At 59.1% G+C, this 17,393-nt stretch carries 19 protein-coding genes and 1 rRNA gene; 7 read left to right on the forward strand and 13 right to left on the reverse strand.

Annotation, left to right across the window (positions count from 1 at the left end):
- Positions 1-321 precede the first annotated feature (321 nt).
- Complete coding sequence (locus SA339_07210; protein MDW5562999.1) at positions 322-2,160, reverse strand: ATP-dependent DNA helicase; 1,839 nt, start codon at positions 2,158-2,160, stop codon at positions 322-324.
- 41 nt (positions 2,161-2,201) lie between these two features.
- Here SA339_07210 and SA339_07215 point away from each other — a divergent pair, with 41 nt between their 5' ends.
- From SA339_07215 to radB, 4 genes are read left to right on the forward strand one after another with little or no spacing between them, the layout of a single operon-like run.
- Entirely contained in the window at positions 2,202-2,336 is a 135-nt protein-coding gene (locus SA339_07215; protein MDW5563000.1) for a hypothetical protein, read from the forward strand.
- 36 nt (positions 2,337-2,372) lie between these two features.
- Positions 2,373-2,894 carry an MFS transporter gene (locus SA339_07220; protein ID MDW5563001.1) on the forward strand — a complete coding sequence of 174 codons (522 nt, stop codon included), beginning with the start codon at positions 2,373-2,375 and terminating at the stop codon, positions 2,892-2,894.
- Between the two features lie 9 nt (positions 2,895-2,903).
- Positions 2,904-3,437 (forward strand): hypothetical protein, encoded by a 534-nt coding sequence (locus SA339_07225; protein ID MDW5563002.1) that lies wholly within the window; start codon positions 2,904-2,906, stop codon positions 3,435-3,437.
- A 16-nt stretch (positions 3,438-3,453) separates the two neighbouring features.
- Positions 3,454-4,125, forward strand: coding sequence for a DNA repair and recombination protein RadB (gene radB / locus SA339_07230; protein ID MDW5563003.1), 672 nt, complete (start codon positions 3,454-3,456; stop codon positions 4,123-4,125).
- Between the two features lies 1 nt (position 4,126).
- Here the strand turns inward: radB and SA339_07235 are convergent, their stop codons facing one another.
- The 7 genes from SA339_07235 to SA339_07265 form a co-directional block, all read right to left on the reverse strand.
- Positions 4,127-5,122: a polyprenyl synthetase family protein gene (locus SA339_07235; GenBank protein MDW5563004.1), complete on the reverse strand. Its 996-nt coding sequence runs from the start codon at positions 5,120-5,122 to the stop codon at positions 4,127-4,129.
- A gap of 2 nt (positions 5,123-5,124) precedes the next feature.
- Entirely contained in the window at positions 5,125-6,186 is a 1,062-nt protein-coding gene (gene fni / locus SA339_07240) for a type 2 isopentenyl-diphosphate Delta-isomerase (protein MDW5563005.1), read from the reverse strand.
- Between the two features lies 1 nt (position 6,187).
- Entirely contained in the window at positions 6,188-6,958 is a 771-nt protein-coding gene (locus SA339_07245; protein MDW5563006.1) for an isopentenyl phosphate kinase, read from the reverse strand.
- A 104-nt stretch (positions 6,959-7,062) separates the two neighbouring features.
- Positions 7,063-7,815: a hypothetical protein gene (locus SA339_07250; protein MDW5563007.1), complete on the reverse strand. Its 753-nt coding sequence runs from the start codon at positions 7,813-7,815 to the stop codon at positions 7,063-7,065.
- Between the two features lie 90 nt (positions 7,816-7,905).
- Positions 7,906-8,026, reverse strand: a 5S ribosomal RNA gene (gene rrf, locus SA339_07255).
- Positions 8,027-8,084: 58 nt separating this feature from the next.
- Positions 8,085-8,813, reverse strand: a complete 729-nt coding sequence (locus SA339_07260; GenBank protein MDW5563008.1) for a DUF92 domain-containing protein — start codon at positions 8,811-8,813, stop codon at positions 8,085-8,087.
- A 60-nt stretch (positions 8,814-8,873) separates the two neighbouring features.
- Positions 8,874-12,971, reverse strand: a complete 4,098-nt coding sequence (locus tag SA339_07265; protein ID MDW5563009.1) for a PKD domain-containing protein — start codon at positions 12,969-12,971, stop codon at positions 8,874-8,876.
- A 407-nt stretch (positions 12,972-13,378) separates the two neighbouring features.
- On the opposite strand from SA339_07265, the gene SA339_07270 reads away from it, so the two are divergent.
- Complete coding sequence (locus SA339_07270) at positions 13,379-13,765, forward strand: winged helix-turn-helix domain-containing protein (protein MDW5563010.1); 387 nt, start codon at positions 13,379-13,381, stop codon at positions 13,763-13,765.
- Here SA339_07270 and SA339_07275 read toward each other — a convergent pair.
- Together SA339_07275 and SA339_07280 are read right to left on the reverse strand one after the other, a co-directional pair.
- Positions 13,714-14,013, reverse strand: a complete 300-nt coding sequence (locus SA339_07275; protein MDW5563011.1) for a hypothetical protein — start codon at positions 14,011-14,013, stop codon at positions 13,714-13,716. The two genes, SA339_07270 and SA339_07275, sit on opposite strands and share 52 nt — an antisense overlap.
- Positions 14,007-14,543 carry an AAA family ATPase gene (locus tag SA339_07280; protein MDW5563012.1) on the reverse strand — a complete coding sequence of 179 codons (537 nt, stop codon included), beginning with the start codon at positions 14,541-14,543 and terminating at the stop codon, positions 14,007-14,009. Before SA339_07280 ends, SA339_07275 begins: the two co-directional genes overlap by 7 nt.
- A 234-nt stretch (positions 14,544-14,777) precedes the next feature.
- Here SA339_07280 and SA339_07285 point away from each other — a divergent pair, with 234 nt between their 5' ends.
- A complete protein-coding gene (locus tag SA339_07285; GenBank protein ID MDW5563013.1) occupies positions 14,778-15,167 on the forward strand; it encodes a roadblock/LC7 domain-containing protein in 390 nt (129 codons plus the stop codon).
- 72 nt (positions 15,168-15,239) lie between these two features.
- Here SA339_07285 and pyrI read toward each other — a convergent pair whose 3' ends face one another.
- The 3 genes from pyrI to SA339_07300 are packed head-to-tail and all read right to left on the reverse strand — an operon-like array spanning position 15,240 to position 17,063.
- Positions 15,240-15,695: an aspartate carbamoyltransferase regulatory subunit gene (gene pyrI, locus SA339_07290; protein MDW5563014.1), complete on the reverse strand. Its 456-nt coding sequence runs from the start codon at positions 15,693-15,695 to the stop codon at positions 15,240-15,242.
- Positions 15,692-16,624, reverse strand: coding sequence for an aspartate carbamoyltransferase (pyrB, locus tag SA339_07295; GenBank protein ID MDW5563015.1), 933 nt, complete (start codon positions 16,622-16,624; stop codon positions 15,692-15,694). Before pyrB ends, pyrI begins: the two co-directional genes overlap by 4 nt.
- Before the next feature lie 46 nt (positions 16,625-16,670).
- The gene (locus SA339_07300) at positions 16,671-17,063 is read right to left on the reverse strand and encodes a helix-turn-helix domain-containing protein (protein ID MDW5563016.1); all 393 of its coding nucleotides are present in this window, start codon (positions 17,061-17,063) and stop codon (positions 16,671-16,673) included.
- A gap of 93 nt (positions 17,064-17,156) precedes the next feature.
- Here SA339_07300 and SA339_07305 point away from each other — a divergent pair, with 93 nt between their 5' ends.
- Positions 17,157-17,381 (forward strand): sulfurtransferase TusA family protein, encoded by a 225-nt coding sequence (locus tag SA339_07305; GenBank protein ID MDW5563017.1) that lies wholly within the window; start codon positions 17,157-17,159, stop codon positions 17,379-17,381.
- Positions 17,382-17,393: the final 12 nt, after the last annotated feature.

The raw sequence follows: 17,393 nt of genomic DNA on the forward strand, positions 1-17,393 counted from the left end.
GATAGATAAGGATTGCAATGATTGGACGCACGCGGCCGTCGCTCAGGCGGCCGCGGCCTCCCTTCCTGCCTCACGCCGACGTCCGCATGATCTGGCCGCAGGCGGCCCGCGGCACATCCCCCCTTTCGGCGCGCCGGTCACTCCAGCAGGGTGATGAACAGCGTTAGCCCTCCCACCACCACGATGACGTATTGGATCAGGCTCAGCCCGTCCTCTGAATGAACGATCGATTCCCTCATATCCATTTTATCGGAGGTGACATATAGATATAAACATTTTGATATTAATTACAATATAATATATTGAGAGAAAGGCGGACGTTCATGTCTGGATATAGAACGCGCCGATCTTCTCGGGGATCTCTTGCTCCGGCGAGATGATGAAGTCTTGGGGGAAAGCCCTCCGCACCTGAGGAAGGTAATAGCGATCGTCGAGGAGCACGATGGTCGCCCGATCCGTCCCCGACCGGATGGCCCGGCCCGCGGCCTGCAGCACCTTAGAGATCGCAGGGTACACTTGGACATAGAGATTCGCCTTCTTCGTGCCGTACTTTCCTTCCATTCGGTGGAGCATACCCTCCATCTCTCGGGACGGTGGGGCCAGAGGAAGGCCGACGATGAACACCGCCCCCAGCAGGTTGTCCCGGAAGTCCACCCCTTCGGAGAGCGAGCCCCCCATCGTGCCCAGCAGCAGGTTCCTTCCCTCCCGGAGCTGGTGCACCAGGGCTTCCTTCTCGTTCTTCCCGTGCTCCCGGCGCTCGGCGAGGATCCGCCGGTCGCCCACCATCGCCGCGAGGTACCCTTCCACCTGTCCGAGGAGTTCGTAAGACGGGAAGAACGCCGCGACGTTTCCCGGTACCTTGTCCGCGCTCCGGGCGATCTCCTCGGCAATGGATGCGTACATCGTCTGACCCCGGCACCGATACCTGGACGACACTCGGCCGGAGGCGAGCACCAGGCGGTTCTCCTGGGGGAAGGGCGAGGGGTAGCTGCGGCAGACGGCGTTGCGCGCTCCCAGGAGCTCGGCGAACATCTCCGGGGGGTGGAGCGTCCCGCTCATGATGAGCGAACTCCGAACTCTGGCTAGCACCGGCGCGGTGACCGGAGAGGGGTCGATGAGGCTGACCCTGAGCCTGGCCGGCTCCCCGTCCAGGTATCGGACGGTGACGTCGTCGGGAGCGCTCCAGGCGTGGAGGAAGTCGATGAGGCTGCTGACCTCGCTGCCCTCTCCCACGGCGGTCTCGATCTCCTCGGCCAGGCCGCCGGCGTCGACCCCGCACGCCTCCTTGAGGGGCCGGTCCAGGTCCTCTCCGGCGATACGCTCGGGATCCCGGCGAGCCAGGTCGCGGAACACCTCGGCGAGGATGTCCACATCCTCGGTGAAGTGCCTCAGGGCGGGTAGGTCACGAGCGTGTGACAGGGCTAACGCGCTCACGCTCCCGCTGCCCGCCCCCATGACCCTCGCCGGGAGGTTGTGGGCCTCGTCGATGACCAGGATGGCGTCCGACTCCCGGCGGCCCAGCCGCTGCAGGATGTTGGGGCCGCGGCCGAACATCTGGTTGTAGTCCCCTATGATCACATGGGCCTCGGCTGCGGCGCGCATGGCCTCCTGGTGGGGGCACTGCCCAGCCCGCAGGCAGGAGCGCATCGCCTCCTGGATGTTGAGAGGATAGTCGAGGAGGACGTCGTTCCCGCCTTCTTGCCGACGGGAGAAGAAGCAGCGGCGCCCCCGGGCGCACGGAACGCTCGCTCCGTCCTTCTGTGCTAGGCACATGTCCTCCCGGGCGATGATATCCACCACTCCGATCCGCTTCTTCCTCCATATTCCCCGAGCAGTCTCCACGGCGATGGCATGCTGGCTCTGCCGGGAGGTGAGGAATAGGACCACACCGTCGGAGGCTAATGCGGTCTCCACCGCTGCGGTGAGGGCCACCGCCGTCTTCCCCAGTCCTGTGGGGGCATGGGCCAGTAGGTGCGTTCGATGGGCCATGCACATGCGGGCATCTTCCAGGAATCTCTCCTGTCCCCCGCGTACAACCTGATGGGGAAACAGGCCTGTCGTCTGTCCCTCTGTCGAACCCTGATGAATCTCGCAAGCTTCCATGAGGAGGATGACCGCGCCTCGTCCTAGCCATTCATTGCGATTAACCGTAAGCTGCACCGGGAACCATAAAAGGGCCGAGGTCCAAGACCAGTAGAGCGATGGAAGTGAATGAGGGGCGAAGGAAGATAGAGGTCAGGATAGGAGCCATCCTGTTCATGACCGTGCTCGCGGCCTACCTCGCCCGGGTGTCCATCTCCGTTGCCCTGCCCTTCATCGCCGTGGACTACGATTGATCTCCGGAGCAGATAGGGAGTCTGGGTGGCGTCCTCATGGGCGTATTCCTGTTGGAGTATGGCCTCTCCAACGTCTTCCTCAGCCCCCTGGCCGTGCTGTTGTGGTCCGCGGTGACCGCGTTGATGGGAGTGGTGGGCATGGCGTTTGCGGCGTTCGTGCTGCTCCGAACCGCCCTTGGCCTGGCTCAGGGGGTAGTCTTCCCGGCGGCGGGAAAGATCACCCAGGCATGGACGCCCCCGCGGCGAAGGTCGAGGACGAACGCCATGTACTACTCGGCCATTGCCCTGGCCAATATTCTGTCGCCCTTGCTGCTCATCCCGCTGATGATGGCTGCATCATGGAACCTGATGTTCATCGTCCTGGGGGCGCTGGGCTTCGTCCTGCTGGTACCCATTGTCCTGTGGCTCAGGGACTCCCCGGAGGGGCCGGCCAAGTGCGAACCGGAGACACTGAAGGACAACGTGCGCTACGCCTCCTCCCAGCTCCGGCAGGCGGTGCGCATCAAGGGCCCGTTCTTTCTCATCCTCAGCCATTCCCTGTGGTCCATCGCCTTTTAGGGATTGACCATGTGGTTGCCGACCTTCATGATCATGGCCCGGGGTTTCTCGTCCGATGAGCTGGTATGGGCCGCAGCGATCCCCTACGTCGGATATATAGGGGGCCTGTTGGCGGGCTCGTTCCTCAGCGACCGGACCGGTCGAAGGTCCCTGGTGACCATCTCCTTCCTGATGGCCGGGGCGGTGATGATGCTGTCGCTGGTGTTCCTGACCGGAAAGGTGGAGACGATACTCGCTCTTTCTGCCATGTTCTTCTTCGTAGCCATACTGGGGCCGAACGTGGCGACCCTCCTGCAGGGCTGTTGCGTTTCCTGGCTGACATGCTCGGCGGCTGGGATCGAGAACGGCGTTTCCAATGGCTTGGGTGCCCTGGGACCGGTCTCGGTGGGAACGATCGTTGCCGTCACCGGCTCCTACGATGCTGCCCTCCTGCTCCTCGCGGCCCTGATCGTCCTGAGCGGAGCGGCGCTGCTCGGTTTTAAGGGCCGGGAGGAAGCATCCTGTCCTCTGCCCCCGTTAGTAGAGAAAGATTATCATAATTGAATCATTTTTTACAACCATGGACAAACTCCCATTCGGGTGCGGCAGCCTCGACGCCATGCTGGACGGCGGAGTGGAGGCGGGGTGCTTGACCCTGCTCTACGGAGAGGCGGGTACTGGCAAGACCACGCTGTGCCTGCTCCTCGCCCGGGATGTGGCCAGGGCAGGGAAGAAGGTCGTTTACCTAGACACCGAGGGGGTCTCCATCGACCGCCTTAGGCAGATCTCCGGACCTGATTTCGAGGCGGTGGCCAAGAACATCCTGTTCTCCAACATCGGCAGCTTTGACGAGCAGGAGAGGATGGTGGACAAGGCCATCAAGCTGGCCCAGGGCAATGTGGATGTCGGGATGATCATCATCGACTCCATCAGCATGCACTACCGGCTGACCAGCCAGGAGGAGGACCGCGCCGACCGTAAATCGCTGGCCGGGCAGACCACCAAGCTCACCAACCTCGCCCGGGAGAAGGCGCTGCCGGTCATCGTCACCTCGCAGGTATACACAGACGTGGAGACGGGGACCTTCGAGGCGCTGGGTGGCCACGCCTTGCACCACAACGCCAAGCTCATCGTCCGGGTGGACAAGGTCCGCTCCGGAGGGAGGAGGAGGGCGGTCCTGATGAAGGCCCGCCACCTGCCCGAAGGCCTAGAGGCCGATTTCCGCCTCACCGCCGAAGGGATCAGCTGCTAGCTCAAACCTTGCGGCCCACCGCGAAGTCTATGATCCCGCTGAGGAACTCCCGCTCAAAGGTCGGGGGCAGGCACTCCAGCTGCTCCTTGGCCTTGGCCGCGTAGTCGGCCGCGGTTCTCTTGGCATAGTCGATCGCGCCGCAATCGTGCAGCACCTGGATCGCCGCCGAGATCTCCTCCGCGGTCGCCTTGTCGTTCCCCAGCGCCCTCATCAGAGTGGCGCGGCGGGGGTCCTTGGGGTCCATGGTGTGCAGGGCATGCAGGACGATGAGCGTCCGCTTGCCGTTGCGGATGTCGTTCCCCACTGGCTTGCCGAGCTGCTTCTCGTCTCCAGTCAGGGCGAGGATGTCATCCCACACCTGGAAGCCCATGCCCATGAGCCTGGCGTAATCCTTCATGCGGGCAATCTGCTCTTCGGTCCCTCCGCCGATGAGTGCCCCACCCTCGGCGGCACACTCGAACAGCACCGCGGTCTTCTTGTAGATCATCTTCTGGTAGTCGTCCAGAGCCACCCGGTCCACCGGGATGTTCTCCAGGTCCATGTCCTCCTGCTGTCCCTCGGCGATCAGCCACACGGTGTGGGCGGTCATCCGGACCAGGCGGTTGATGTGCTTCGGCGGGATATCCGCGTCGGTGATGATCTCGAAGGCCCGGGCGAAGAGGGCGTCCCCGGCGATGATCGCTGTAGGCACGTCGAAGAGCACGTGCACAGCGGGTCGTCCCCGCCGCATCGAGTCGTTGTCCATGACGTCATCGTGGACCAGGGTGAAGTTGTGGATGATCTCCAACGCGCTGGCGAAGGGGATGGCCTTGTCTCCCGCCCCCCCGACCGCCTGGGCCACCACCTGGGCCATCATCGGCCGCAGCCGCTTCCCGCCGGCGACGGGATAGTGCCTCACCGCCAGCATTAACTTCATGTCGTCCCCACCCTCGAGGTAGGACATGACCTGTCCATCGATCAACTTCGCTCTCTTGGTGATCTCCTTAAGCACGTCCATGATCAGATCTCCTGTTCCGCAGCGGCCCACTCTCTGGTGATGCCGGTGATGATGTATTGAGCGTTACCCAGCTCTCTGACGTTCCTTGACCCGGTGAGGAACATGGCGATCCTCATCTCCTCGATGATCAGGGAAAGCTTCTCCTCAACCGCCTTGGGAGAGTCCATCGCCTCCCTCAGGACCGCCCGGGCCAATCCCGCGCAGTCCGCGCCGACGGCGATCCCCTTGGCCGCCTGGAGCCCGTTCTCGATGCCCCCGCTGGCGATGATGGGCAGGCCGACATCGGCCCACATGACCGACACCGGTGCGGGGATGCCCCACTCGGCGAAGGTGGCGGCGATGCGCTCGCATCTACAATCTCCCTGCCGGGTGGCTCTCCGTCCCTCGACCTTGGAGAAGCTGGTGCCTCCCGCACCCGCGACATCGAGGCCCCGCACGCCGATGCCCTTCAAGCGCATAGCGACCCCCCTCGAGATGCCCGCCCCGGTCTCCTTGATCAGGATGGGGAGCTCCCGCGATAGCGAACGGATGCCGTCATAGCAGCCCCTGGCCTTGGTGTCGCCCTCCGGCTGCGCGATCTCCTGCAGGAAGTTAAGATGGATGGCCAGAAGGTCCGCGTCGATCATATCGATGGCTTTGCGGGCATCGTCCGGGCCGAAGGCCCGCTTCCGCTTCTGAGGAATTAGCTGGGGAGCCCCGATATTGCCGACCTTCAGAGGGACGTCGTAGTCCTTGATGACCTCATAGCTCTTCCTTGCCCCCTTCTCCAGGGCAGGGCGCTGGCTTCCTACGCCGAGCCCGATGCGCAGATTCGCGCAGGCCTCCGCCAGGTTGCGGTTAATCTTCTCCGCCAGGGGATGGCCGCCGGTGATGGCGGTGACCATCAGGGGGCAGGCGAGCTTTCGGCCGAACAGGACGGTGGAGGTGTCCACTTCCTCCAGGTCGACCTCGGGCAGGGCCTCGTGCACCAGGTTGACGTCGTTCCAGTAGTCGTGGGCCGATGCCACGTCCTCCTCCAGCGATACCTGGATATGCTCAGCTTTCCTCTGCTCGATCCCTTTCACCTTAAACCACCACCCTTGTGCCCACGACCTCTTCGCCCCTCATCGCCGCGGCCAGCCGGCCGGGCACCATGCCGTTGATGACCATCGAGCCGCCGCCGTGGGCGGCGATCCTCAGCATGGTCTCGATCTTCCCATAGATGCTGCCGGTGACATCGGCACAGTGCTGGGTCCGCGGCAGCGCGTCCAGAACGGAGCGATCCACCACCTCGTACATGCGGGCCGAGGGGTCGCACCGCGGGTCGCTGCTGAACACCCCGTCGACATCGGAGCAGAAGATGATGCGCCGGGGAGAGAGCTCTCGGGCCAGGACCTCCATAAGCTGGTCCCCCGAGCAGATGCCGAAGCCGCGCTTGACGTCGAGGGCCACGTCCCCGAAGGTCACCGGTGCTATCCCTAGTGCCAGGTATCGGCGGAAGGCGTCGACGTCCAGGCTCTCCAACACGCCCCCGGAGAGCCTCACCAGCGCTGACGGGGGCAGGGAGACAGCGGGAACCCCGCTCCGGACGAGGGCCGAGGTCACCGCCAGGTTCAGCACCCTGACATCCTCCAGCACCTGGGCCGCTCCCATAAGCTGAGATGCGTCCTCGTATCCGTTCTGGATGCGGTGCTTGGCGGCTACGACATGGCCGAACGAGCCAGCCCCGTGAACGACCACCGTCGTCTCCCCCGAACCAGCTATCTCCTCTGCCAGTCTTTTCAGGATGCCTTCCCGCAGGACCCTGTAGTTCATCTTGTCGGTGATGACGCTGCCGCCCAGCTTTACCAGCAACATGTGGTACGGCCGGAACATACCGCGTGGCGTATAAATAGGATACGAGCGGGACCAACGGCGCTCGTCGAAATCCACGCCCTAGGGTCTGGGCAACCCTTCGGAATTCAGCTGCCGAGGCGGGTCCCGCACTTCCGGCAGAACATGTCGTCGGGCAAAGCCTCGATCCTGCAGGAGGGGCAGCACCTGATCCCCGGCCCCTCGGCCACCGGGATCTTGGTCGGAGGAGCGAGCTTGACCACCGTGGACGGGTAGCTCTTCCCCGCCGCCGGAGCGATGGGAGCGAGCAGGCGCTTAGCCTTCATGGCCTCCTTCAATGCTCCGTCGTAGTCCTCGGCGTCGAAGCATGCCTGGGCCCGGTCCAGGCACAGGGTGGATTCGACCTTGGCCTCGTCACAGGCACCGGGTATGCCGTCACGCACGGAATCGATGATGAACTTCGACTCCAGATAGTTGGCAGGCATTTTCTTGACCTGATTGGCGGGCACCTCGATGCTCTCCTTCCCTGCCTTTACGGGGTCGGGGGAGGGCATGGAGATGAGGTCCTTTTCCTTGCAGTTCATGAGGATGTTCCTCGCTCTCTTCGCCATATCAGTAGCGTCGAGGAACTCCCTCCGCTCATAGGCGCTCTGCGCCTTGTAGATGAGGAGGTCGGCCTCAGTGGTGTCCCTTCCGTTCTGGCGAAGGGACTCAGCAACCGCCTTGGTGGTGCATACGGCGTTGTAGGCATCGTCGCGCTCGATGGCCGCGTCCATCTTGACCTGCTTGCGTCCCCTCAGGAACCTGAGCTCTAGGAAGCCCACCACGGCCGCGAAGGCCACGGCGGCGATGAGCAAGACAATCTCCAGGGATATGTCCATGTTGAGCACCCTGCTGCGGAACAATTATTATGGGGTGTAAAAACAATTTGCGATACAGTTAGTGATTTTTGTTAATGGAGAGGAAAAAGTGGCTGACAGCGTTCCATGGTTCCCGCGGGCTCGCGCACCGCAGTACAGCATGGAACGCAGGCGGGCTTAACTTCCGGGTTCGAATGGGACCGGGTGTATCCCCGCCGCTGTGGCCGTCACACCAACTCTCCGAATAGGCCCCATGTATAAAAGGATTGCTATCATTGACGGTCCCGGGGTCACAGGAGCAGATATAGGGCGACCGCGGCCACGCTCCCGAAGGCCATGGACATGAAGTTGACATGCAGCTTGCCCACCACCCCCCGCCTCTCCAGGGTCGCTCCGATGAGGCTGTCCACCATGCATCCGGCCACGCCCATTGCTGTCGGGATGAGCACTAGAGGATCGAAAGGCTGGTGGAAGATGACCAGCCAGCCAGTGTAGGACGCCACCCCCGAGGCTACGATGCACCAGAAGGTGCCCATGAGCGAAACCCCCCCGTCGGTCCCCGGAGGGACACGCTGCCCGGTGGTGATGAGGTAAGTGCGGTCGGATAGCACCCCGAGTTCGCTGGCCGTGGTATCTGCTGCGGCCACCGCCACCGACGAGATGTAGGCGATGACCGCTAAGGTCGAATCCTGGGTTCCGCTGGCGAAGGCTATGATCGCCACCAGCGCCGGAGCCAGCCCATTGGCCAGGACGTTGCGGTATGTCCGCTCGCCCTTCTTTCCTTCTTGGAGGCCCTTGCTCTCCTTGATCTGGAAGCGGAACTTGGTGACCGCGAAGCCCATGAACACGAAGACCACGAGGGTCAGAAGCCATCCGATCGAGCCCAGGCCGCCGATGGCCATGCCCACGAGGAAGGAGGCGGCCGAGCCGCTGGCGGTCAGCAGACCGAAGCGGTAGGAGAGCACCGACAGTACTGTGCACAGGACAACCACGATGGCCAGGCTCTCCAGGCTAACCATGCACGGTAAACAGGCCCTTCGGTTATTAATCTTGCCAGCTCGGTTTTATTTCTGAACATATCAGGCCGCGTCACCGCCCGGCCCCTCTGGCCGCTCCTCTGATACCTTCTTGTCCACCGCGGTCCCGCAGGTCGGGCATTTGGGGTCGGTGGCAGGGAACAGGTTCCCGCAGTAGGTACAGGTGGTCATCGGTATCGGCTCTTCGCTCTCGTGGCTCCTGAACGGCAGCGAGGAGACGATGTCCTTCACCGTGCTCTTGAGCAGGCCGTTGGTCTCGTCCTTGATGCCCCTGACTTTCTCGAGGTCGCCATCCCACCCATCGAGCACGTTCGAGTACTCTTTCTCCGCTCTAGCGATAATGTCCCTCATCCGCTGAGGCACGCGCCCCTCGCGCTTGCCGTGGAGAACCACTGCCAGGTAGATGTGATCGCCCCTCTCTATCAGGACCTTCTTGTCTCCGAAGTCCATGCGGCTAAGCCCAGTGGACGACTCATCTTTGAACGAGTCCTTGACGAAGTCCTGTATGGCCACGAGCATACTGCTCAGGATCTGGTCGTCCATCCCCGGCTTCAGCCGTCGGGTCTGATGAGCCATCAGGTTGCCGTCCTCGTAGATGATGAAAACCTCATCGACGACCATGGATGTGGTTCGATAATGGAGGAAGAAGATGGCCCCCAATGCTGCGATGACGAACAAGGCAACGAACATCCAGGTGCTGTCCGGTCTGTTCACCAGACCAACTGTCAATGTCGTGGAGGCCGAGCGGTGACCACTACTGTCGACTGCCTCAACATGGTATGTCAAATCGCTGGTTATATCCGAGGCTGGGATGGTGGCGACGTAGGTATCTGTCCCGCTGACCTGGCTCATAATGAGGGTCTTGGTCAGATTATTGCTGGTATATACCAACAAGACCTGGCTCACACCCGACTCATCGGTAACCTCAGCCTTGATGACCAAGTCATCACCACGATAAACCTGGGACGAGATGAGGCTAGAGGATATCTTGATGGAGGGGGGATCATTATCGGCAAGCGCTACACAATATGTGCTGCCGATGTTGTTCCACCGATCCCTGACTTCAAGAGTGACGTTGTAAGCACCGTCACTAGAAAATTCTTTCACGATTTGGGCACTTTTTGTCCAATCGGTCCATCCATTAGCATCTCCAAAGTTCCACCTGTACATCAGGCCGGCCTGCATATCTGAGTATGTATCTGTACTTCCGCTGGCATCAAAGGTGTAATTCCCAGTCGCGGTCGACGAAACCTTGATGTCAGCCACCGGTTGGACATTCATTACGGCAACGGTCAGATTCATCTGGATAAACGAATTGGATGATGAGAAATACATCCTCACATTAATGGTGTGCTCTCCAGGCGAATCATAGGAATGGGTCGTGTGGTTAAGGCTGACATTAGGTGCGGCGTTAAAGCCTTTTTCCGGATGATAGTCCATATCCCATTCATATCTGGTGATGGTGGTTGTGTCCCTTGCCGTCCTCACCTCGAAATCGATCGGCTGGTCCATGAGAAAACTCGTTTTGCCTCCGTCGGATACAACACTTTCAACGACCTCTGAACTGGATACCACCCTGATCGTTTGGTTGGATGCGACCGTCACACCCCGCTTATCTGTTATGGCCAACGTAATGACATAATCGCCGGGTAAAGTATAGCTAAAATTGGCGCTCTGAGAGCCTGTAATCGAACGGCCATCGCCTAGATACCACACTCTAGATGCTATACGATCCTGCGAGATGCCCGAAGTATCTTGGATCGTTATGTTCTCACCGATCATCGGATGAGAGTTAGAAATTATGAACGATGCCGTCAGTGGATTGTAAACCTGGGTTACGAAGGTGAGGGTGTCGGTTAGGCCGCTGCGGTCGGAGACTGTCAGGGAGCCAGCATAGATACCCGATTCTAAATATATATGAGTGGCGACCTTGCTCGTCGATGAGCCACCATCACCGAAATTCCAGAGATAGGACAAGGAACCGATGTCCGAGTGCGAGTCCGTGGAGTTGGAGGCATCGAAGCTCACTGTTGCCCCGATATCGATCGCGAGGCTTGATTGCCACATCGCTGCAGTTGGCGCGAGGTCATTCTGGAACCACCAACTGACCGTTTCGGCTGTTGATGAGGAAGCAAGAACATCGTCTCTTAGATCGCCATTTATGTCGCCGACATAGATGCCATTTGCTACCCCCCCCGCAGTTAGGTTGAATGGGTTTGTGAAAACCATGCCAGTTTTACTCAACCAAACACCAACCTTGGCGATCGATGAATATCTGGCCGCAATATCGGCCTTACCATCATCATTCAGATCGGCCGATCGTATTTGGCTGGCAGCTCCTGGAAGAGAGATGGATGCGGATGCAGATGACCAATCATAAAATCCGGAATTAATAAAGATCTTTATCTGGCTCTGGCTCTGGCCTACGGTCGTGGCCACGGCGACGTCATCACCGCCCGAACCGTCGAAATTCCCAACCGCTATGGATGTTGGGGTGGAACCGTACATGGAGAGGTGTGCATTGTAGGTGGAATCATAACAGTCGCCTATCGTCGGGGAGCTCTTGACAAGATAGATCTCGATGCTGTTGCCGTTAAGAGCGGCGATGCCACCATTTGCTCCAGTAGAACTCAGACGACCAAAGGCAACATCGGTCCGGTCACCAGAGTTACCGGTCCCGATGGTCTCCTGGGTCGGCGACCCTGAAAGGGCGTCATATATGACGTCGATGCCTGCCTTGCAACCTACTATAAGCACATCCTTACCGATCGATTCGATCCTCCCGCCGGTCAGGGATTGTGGCTGGCTCAGGGAGAGGGAGATTGTCACCGGCTGATTGTTGCTCATGAATCCGCTTGATCCCTTGTAGATGACAACGCTGTTGGAGCTCCTGAATCCAATGGCCAGATCCCCGACCCCATCGCCATCCAGATCGCCGATGTACAGGCTGGTGGGGACGCTGACAGTGGTAATGACCCTGCTTAACCCAGTGAGAGTTGTAATGTACACTGCGTTCTGGCCGTCGTAAGCCGCAGCCACGATATCGAACGTAACATCCCCGGCGCATACTACAGTCGGCTGACCATCGGTCAGGAAGCTGTTCCCATTAGCATTCCCTATGCTGGAGCCTACGTAACGGTACAGATCGAGAGTCGGTCCAGCAGCAGCGCTTCCCGACGAAAGCACGTATACGCCGTACTCCAGGATCTTGGCCTTGATGGGAGCAGTGTTTACCGGGAATTGGAAGTAAGTGTTGGCATCTAGGCCGCTGGATTGACGTGGATACATCTTTAGCAGGCTTTCTGAGCTGGACAGGACCACCATGTCAGGATACTGGGTTGAGGTCATGGCCCCCATCGCCAGCGAGCTGGCTCCTGAGAGCGAGAGTACCTTGCCCGAGGCGATCGGAATTCCGCTCCCGTCGTTGATCCTAATCTCCACCTGTCCCGAGTCCACTCCGTACTTTACTGCCGCCAGATCTTTAGCGATCCCGTTGCCCGAATAGTCAATGAACTGGATGTCCGCGATCGAGCCCCCGATGTCCATGGTCACCGGGGACCATGAGGTGGAAAAAGTAGCCGGTTGAGTGAGGACGACAATGTTCTTCCCATAGGAGTCACCTGCGACCAGATCGAGGCGACTGTCGGTGTTAACATATCCAGATGCCAGGAGCTGGAGATTGGTCAATCCAGAGAGTTCGATGGCTTTTCTGTCACCAAGTTTGTAGAATGGTTCCTTCAGAAGCATTAGTTCTGCGGAGAGGCCATTGCCAGGGTCTCCACGACAAATCACGGCCAAGCCGTTCGTGCTGGTATTGGCAAAGTCACCGATGACGACCTGCCAAGGGTCGTCATATGTCTGTATCTGCAAGGAGGATGAATATGTGAAGCTGTCTTTTTGATAGAAGATGCCGATGCAGGGAAGGGCATCCGACGAACCAATATATGTGACGGCAATATCGTCCTTCCCGTCGTTATCCAGATCGCCCACCGCGATCCGCCGGACATCGCTTGCGCTCAAGGGTAAGTTGAATGAGCTAACGAGAGATCCAGTAGAATTGGCGTAGTAGATTGTCACGCCAGTCCCGGTAGCTATTGCAAAATCGGTGTAAGAATCGTGGTTCAAGTCACCGGTAGCCATATCACGGACATCACCGGGCATCGAATATGATTGGACCCGATCGGTGAACACTGTGTTCCGGGCGAACAGGTTCGCCTCGGAGTAATGGGCACCAGAATCGGAACTCGTCGGCGAGATGGCCCTGGAAGGGGATAATGGGGCGCTGAACGAAACGAGAAGTAGCAATGATACCATTATTAACGAGAGCAAGCAAGCTAAGGAATTTTGTTTGTTCATCAGCATCCCTTGATGGCCAGGCAGCAATCGTTATAAGCATATATAATTCTATTTAAATGATATTGGCCGCAATGGAGCGCAGGCTCTAGGCCCTTTTTCAATATTATCATTGTTTAATGATATCACACTAGATAATCTGAAAAAAATACCTTTATATGTCGCCGCCAGTAGGTAACCGAGGAAGGGATGCAATGTACTTCGACATAGCCCAACTGGCATGCAACATCGATAGCCGGAAGATACTCTCGTCCATTGAGACCACTCCACGGTCCGCCCGGGAAATCGCTGCTGTCACCAACCTATCCGTCTCCCGCTGTTACCGCATGGTGAAGGAGATGGAACAGATGAATATCCTTAGCCGTACGGACCCCGAGAGCCGTGTGACCTACTATATCTCCAATCTTCGCTCCGTAGAGATAAGCCTGGAGGACGACCATCTCGGACTGGCCATCAGCTACCGCGACGGAACCAGGACGGAACTGAAGATGGACGCCGAGGACATGGAGCGCTCCGCGCAGGAGATATCTCAGGACCTCTTGGCGGCCGAAGGCTCCGATGAGCCCTCCACTGTTGCATAAACCTCTTTGGCCACTTCCCCGGCCTTTTCCTTATTTTCCACCCGAGACAGCAGCATGCGACCGCTGGCGTACAGGGTCACCTCATGCCCGCCCCCCTTTGCAATGACCATCAATCCCTGGGATACGACCTCGTACCCCTTGGACTCTAGGAGCTTAGCGGCCTTATCGAGGTCGTAGCGAAGCATCTCGGTCGGGACGACGGAGACCGCTTCTTCCTTGCACAGGCGCACCACCTTAAACTTCACCATATTCTTCTCAGCTCCTCCGTGGCGTACCTCCGGAACTGTTCCAGGGTGCCCTCGTTGACGAGCATGACGTCAGCCATGGCTATGAGCGAGCCAAGCCCCCAGCCGAGCTCCCGCCTGTCCCGCTCCTTGAACGCCTCGTGGTCTGGAGGGGCATCGTAGCGTCCCCTTCTCTGCAGTCGTAGGAAGCGTTGTTGCGGGGACGAGTGGATGGCCACCAGGCGCAGGTCGCCGCCCAACAAGCGGCGGAAGACCTCCAGCTCGATCAGGCTGCGGGAGCCGTCGATCACCGTGTCTCCTTCGTCTAGGGCCTGCAGGCATCGCTCCGCCCAGATCCCTGGGCCGTGCGATTCGCGCTCCTGATTGGCGAACCCGCCCACACCCCGATCGTCCATGGCCGTCCCTCGGCGCTTGGCCTCCTCGCGGACCACATCGCCCATGCGGATAATGTTATATCCGTTCTCCAGGGCGACCTGGACGAACTCCTCTTTGCCCGCTCCGGGCATGCCCGTTAGAATAATGACCTTTGGCAATTCTGAACTACCTGCTGAGCATGGAACGATGACGACCTACTAGTGCTTTTCTTAGTTTCGACTCCATCATCGGGCCTCTCCTCCAGGCAGGCCCAGCTTACGCTATGTATCATCAAGAGTGGCGGCCGGATAACTTTACCTTTTGGTTTTCTGGCCCCGTACATTTATAATCATGCTCTCGCTTATCTACATCTATACCTGGGAGACCAGGCTCCGTATTGTGGAGGAAGGCAGGTGCAGGACGCCAAGTCGGTCGAGAACATCCTTGAGGAGATCATTAATGGGGAATTTCCCCAGGGAAAGAGCATTCAGAGCGTCTCTATTGTATCCAAGACGGGCCTGCTTGTCGCCGGTAAGGCGGCGTCGTCGGCTCGGGCAGAGACCTTCTCGGCGATGGCGGCCATCATGTTCTCGGCGGCAGAGGCAACCAAGAACGATATCTTCCGAGACAAGATCGACTACGTCATCGCGGTGTTCCGCAATACCAAATTGTACATCTCTGAGCTTTCTTCCAGCCTTCTCATCGTGGCCACCGTGGATCGGGAGACGGAGGACGCCAAGATCCTCGAGAATATGACCCACATCGTGACCCGGACCAAGGAAGAGCTGGTCTGGCTCCGCTGAATCTTTTTTGACCGCTGGTCACCACGAGGCTCTGCCGCTTGGCGGCCTTAAAAATGGTTTTTAGTAAGGGGTTTATATGAGTCGCTCGGAGAAGTCTTCCTGGATGCGGTCGCAGTAAAAGCACCTGAGGACCACCGGATCCTTGGACTCGACGGTGAACTGCGGCTCCACCGGTTCGTTCTTGTTGGTGATGCAGTTGGGGTTCCCGCACTTGACGATGCCCTTCACGACATCAGGCATCGTCACGTTGTACTTCTCCGAGACGTTGAAGTCCCGGATGATGTTGATCGTCGCCTTAGGCGCGATGAGTGAGATCTTGTCCACCTCCCTCGGATCGAGCTCGCGATCCTCTACCTTGACCACGTCCTTCCACCCGTCCCGTTTCGACGGCACCCTCATCAGCACCGACACGGTAGATGCGACGTCGCCGGTGACCCCGATGATCCTGAGCACCTTGAGGGCTTGCCCGCAGTCGATATGATCGATGACCGTCCCGTTGCGTATCGGAGTGACCCGGAAGTCCTTCATATCAGCTCACCTCCCATGACCATCGAAAGAAGTGCCATCCTTACCGGCACCCCATTGAACGCCTGAACGAAGTACTTGGCGTTCTCGGTGTAGTCGACCTCCGGAGCGATCTCGTCCACCCTTGGCAGGGGGTGCATGATGACGAGGTTCTTCTTAGCCTCCCTTAGGAGGGTGTTATCCACCCGGTAGCAGCCTGCCACCTTCTGATACTCCGAGGGATCGGGAAACCTCTCCCGCTGTATCCTAGTCACATAGAGAACATCGGCATCGGCGATGACCTCCTCAAGGTTGGTGTTGAGCCTGGCTCTAACGCCCTCCTTCTCCAGCTGCTTGACCGTTTCCCGGGGCATCTGCAGAAGAGGCGGCGCCACGAAGGTCAGGTCCGCTCCGAACATCGCCAGCGCCTCGGCCAGGGAGTGGGCGGTGCGACCGTACTTGAGGTCGCCAACCATTACCACCTTCTTGCCGGCGATGGCCCCCGTCTGCTGCCTGATGGTGAACAGGTCCAGCAGGGTCTGAGTAGGATGCTGCCCCGCCCCGTCCCCGGCGTTGATGACCGGCTTGGAGGAGAAGTGCGCTGCCAGCCTGGCCGCGCCCTCGTGAGGATGACGGAGGACTATCGCGTCGGAGTACCCGTCCACCATCCGCACGGTGTCGGCCAGGGTCTCCCCCTTGACTGTGGACGAGGTCAGGGGTTGGGCGATCTCTATGCATCGCCCACCCGCCCTGGTCATGGCGCTCTCGAACGACAGCCGGGTCCGGGTGGATGGCTCGAAGAACAGGTTGGCCAAGATCTTGCCTTCGAGGATCTTGGTGGTCTTCTCTCCCTTAGCGTACGGCACCATCTTCTGTGCCAGGTCGAGCACCTGCTCGATCTGCTCTCTGCTCAGGTCACGAACAGAAACGACATCCATCCCTTTGAACGTCATGGCGGTCGGTTGAGAATGGCCAAGGGGGGTTATAATAACTGTTCAGTCAGTGGCCATTTGTCTGCAGGCCATCGTCTGAGAACAGGTTCTCGTCGAAGCGGGACAACGCCTCCCGCATCCTAAGGCTCCATTCCTCAACGCACTGCTCTAGTTTCATCTTCAGCTCTTGCCTCTTGATCGCGCTATATGTATGATAATAGCCGCCCTTCTCCAGGGAGTGGGTCTCGCGGATGCACATTCCACAGCTCAATAACTTCTGGAGGGCGCGATAGACTGTTGATCTCTCCCGGCCCATGATGTCGGCCAGTTCATCTGCACGCATCGGCCCGTATTGAGCAGCGGCACGGAAGACCTCGACCTCGAAGTCATTTAGACTGAATGCACACTGAACGATGTCCTTGCACGAGGCTATGGTGGCAATGGTTCTCTGCGGTGGCATCGTTCACATCCCTAACCCTTACTGGGAAAGCATTATAAAGGGGGTTATATATAGTTATTGCACAACCGTGCAAAACCGATAGGAGAGAACGAAATGGTTGAGACATTGGACGTTAAAGGAATGATGTGCCCGATGCCGATCGTGCAGCTCGCGAAGAAGATGAAGACCATGAAGATCGGGGACGAGGTGGACCTTATCGCCAGCGATATAGGTTCAAAGAACGATGTCCCGGCGTGGTGTCAGAGGACGGGGAACCAGTTGGTGGAGATGAAGGAGGGTAACGGGATCTTCACCTACCGAATCAAGAAGCTGAAGTAAGAACAGTAGGGA

The organism is Methanomassiliicoccus sp., from assembly GCA_033485155.1.
Taxonomy (GTDB): Archaea; Thermoplasmatota; Thermoplasmata; order Methanomassiliicoccales; family Methanomassiliicoccaceae; genus UBA6.

Bases quoted from the DNA above. Each gene is read 5' to 3' on its own strand.
- SA339_07215 (MDW5563000.1), top strand. From the start codon at position 2,202: ATGGAAGTGAATGAGGGGCGAAGGAAGATAGAGGTCAGGATAGGAGCC.
- SA339_07220 (MDW5563001.1), top strand. From the start codon at position 2,373: ATGGGCGTATTCCTGTTGGAGTATGGCCTCTCCAACGTCTTCCTCAGC.
- SA339_07225 (MDW5563002.1), top strand. From the start codon at position 2,904: ATGTGGTTGCCGACCTTCATGATCATGGCCCGGGGTTTCTCGTCCGAT.
- radB (MDW5563003.1), top strand. From the start codon at position 3,454: ATGGACAAACTCCCATTCGGGTGCGGCAGCCTCGACGCCATGCTGGAC.
- SA339_07235 (MDW5563004.1), bottom strand. From the start codon at position 5,122: ATGGACGTGCTTAAGGAGATCACCAAGAGAGCGAAGTTGATCGATGGA.
- SA339_07245 (MDW5563006.1), bottom strand. From the start codon at position 6,958: ATGTTGCTGGTAAAGCTGGGCGGCAGCGTCATCACCGACAAGATGAAC.
- SA339_07250 (MDW5563007.1), bottom strand. From the start codon at position 7,815: ATGGACATATCCCTGGAGATTGTCTTGCTCATCGCCGCCGTGGCCTTC.
- SA339_07260 (MDW5563008.1), bottom strand. From the start codon at position 8,813: ATGGTTAGCCTGGAGAGCCTGGCCATCGTGGTTGTCCTGTGCACAGTA.
- SA339_07265 (MDW5563009.1), bottom strand. From the start codon at position 12,971: ATGGCTACCGGTGACTTGAACCACGATTCTTACACCGATTTTGCAATA.
- SA339_07270 (MDW5563010.1), top strand. From the start codon at position 13,379: ATGTACTTCGACATAGCCCAACTGGCATGCAACATCGATAGCCGGAAG.
- SA339_07275 (MDW5563011.1), bottom strand. From the start codon at position 14,013: ATGGTGAAGTTTAAGGTGGTGCGCCTGTGCAAGGAAGAAGCGGTCTCC.
- pyrI (MDW5563014.1), bottom strand. From the start codon at position 15,695: ATGAAGGACTTCCGGGTCACTCCGATACGCAACGGGACGGTCATCGAT.
- pyrB (MDW5563015.1), bottom strand. From the start codon at position 16,624: ATGACGTTCAAAGGGATGGATGTCGTTTCTGTTCGTGACCTGAGCAGA.
- SA339_07300 (MDW5563016.1), bottom strand. From the start codon at position 17,063: ATGCCACCGCAGAGAACCATTGCCACCATAGCCTCGTGCAAGGACATC.
- SA339_07305 (MDW5563017.1), top strand. From the start codon at position 17,157: ATGGTTGAGACATTGGACGTTAAAGGAATGATGTGCCCGATGCCGATC.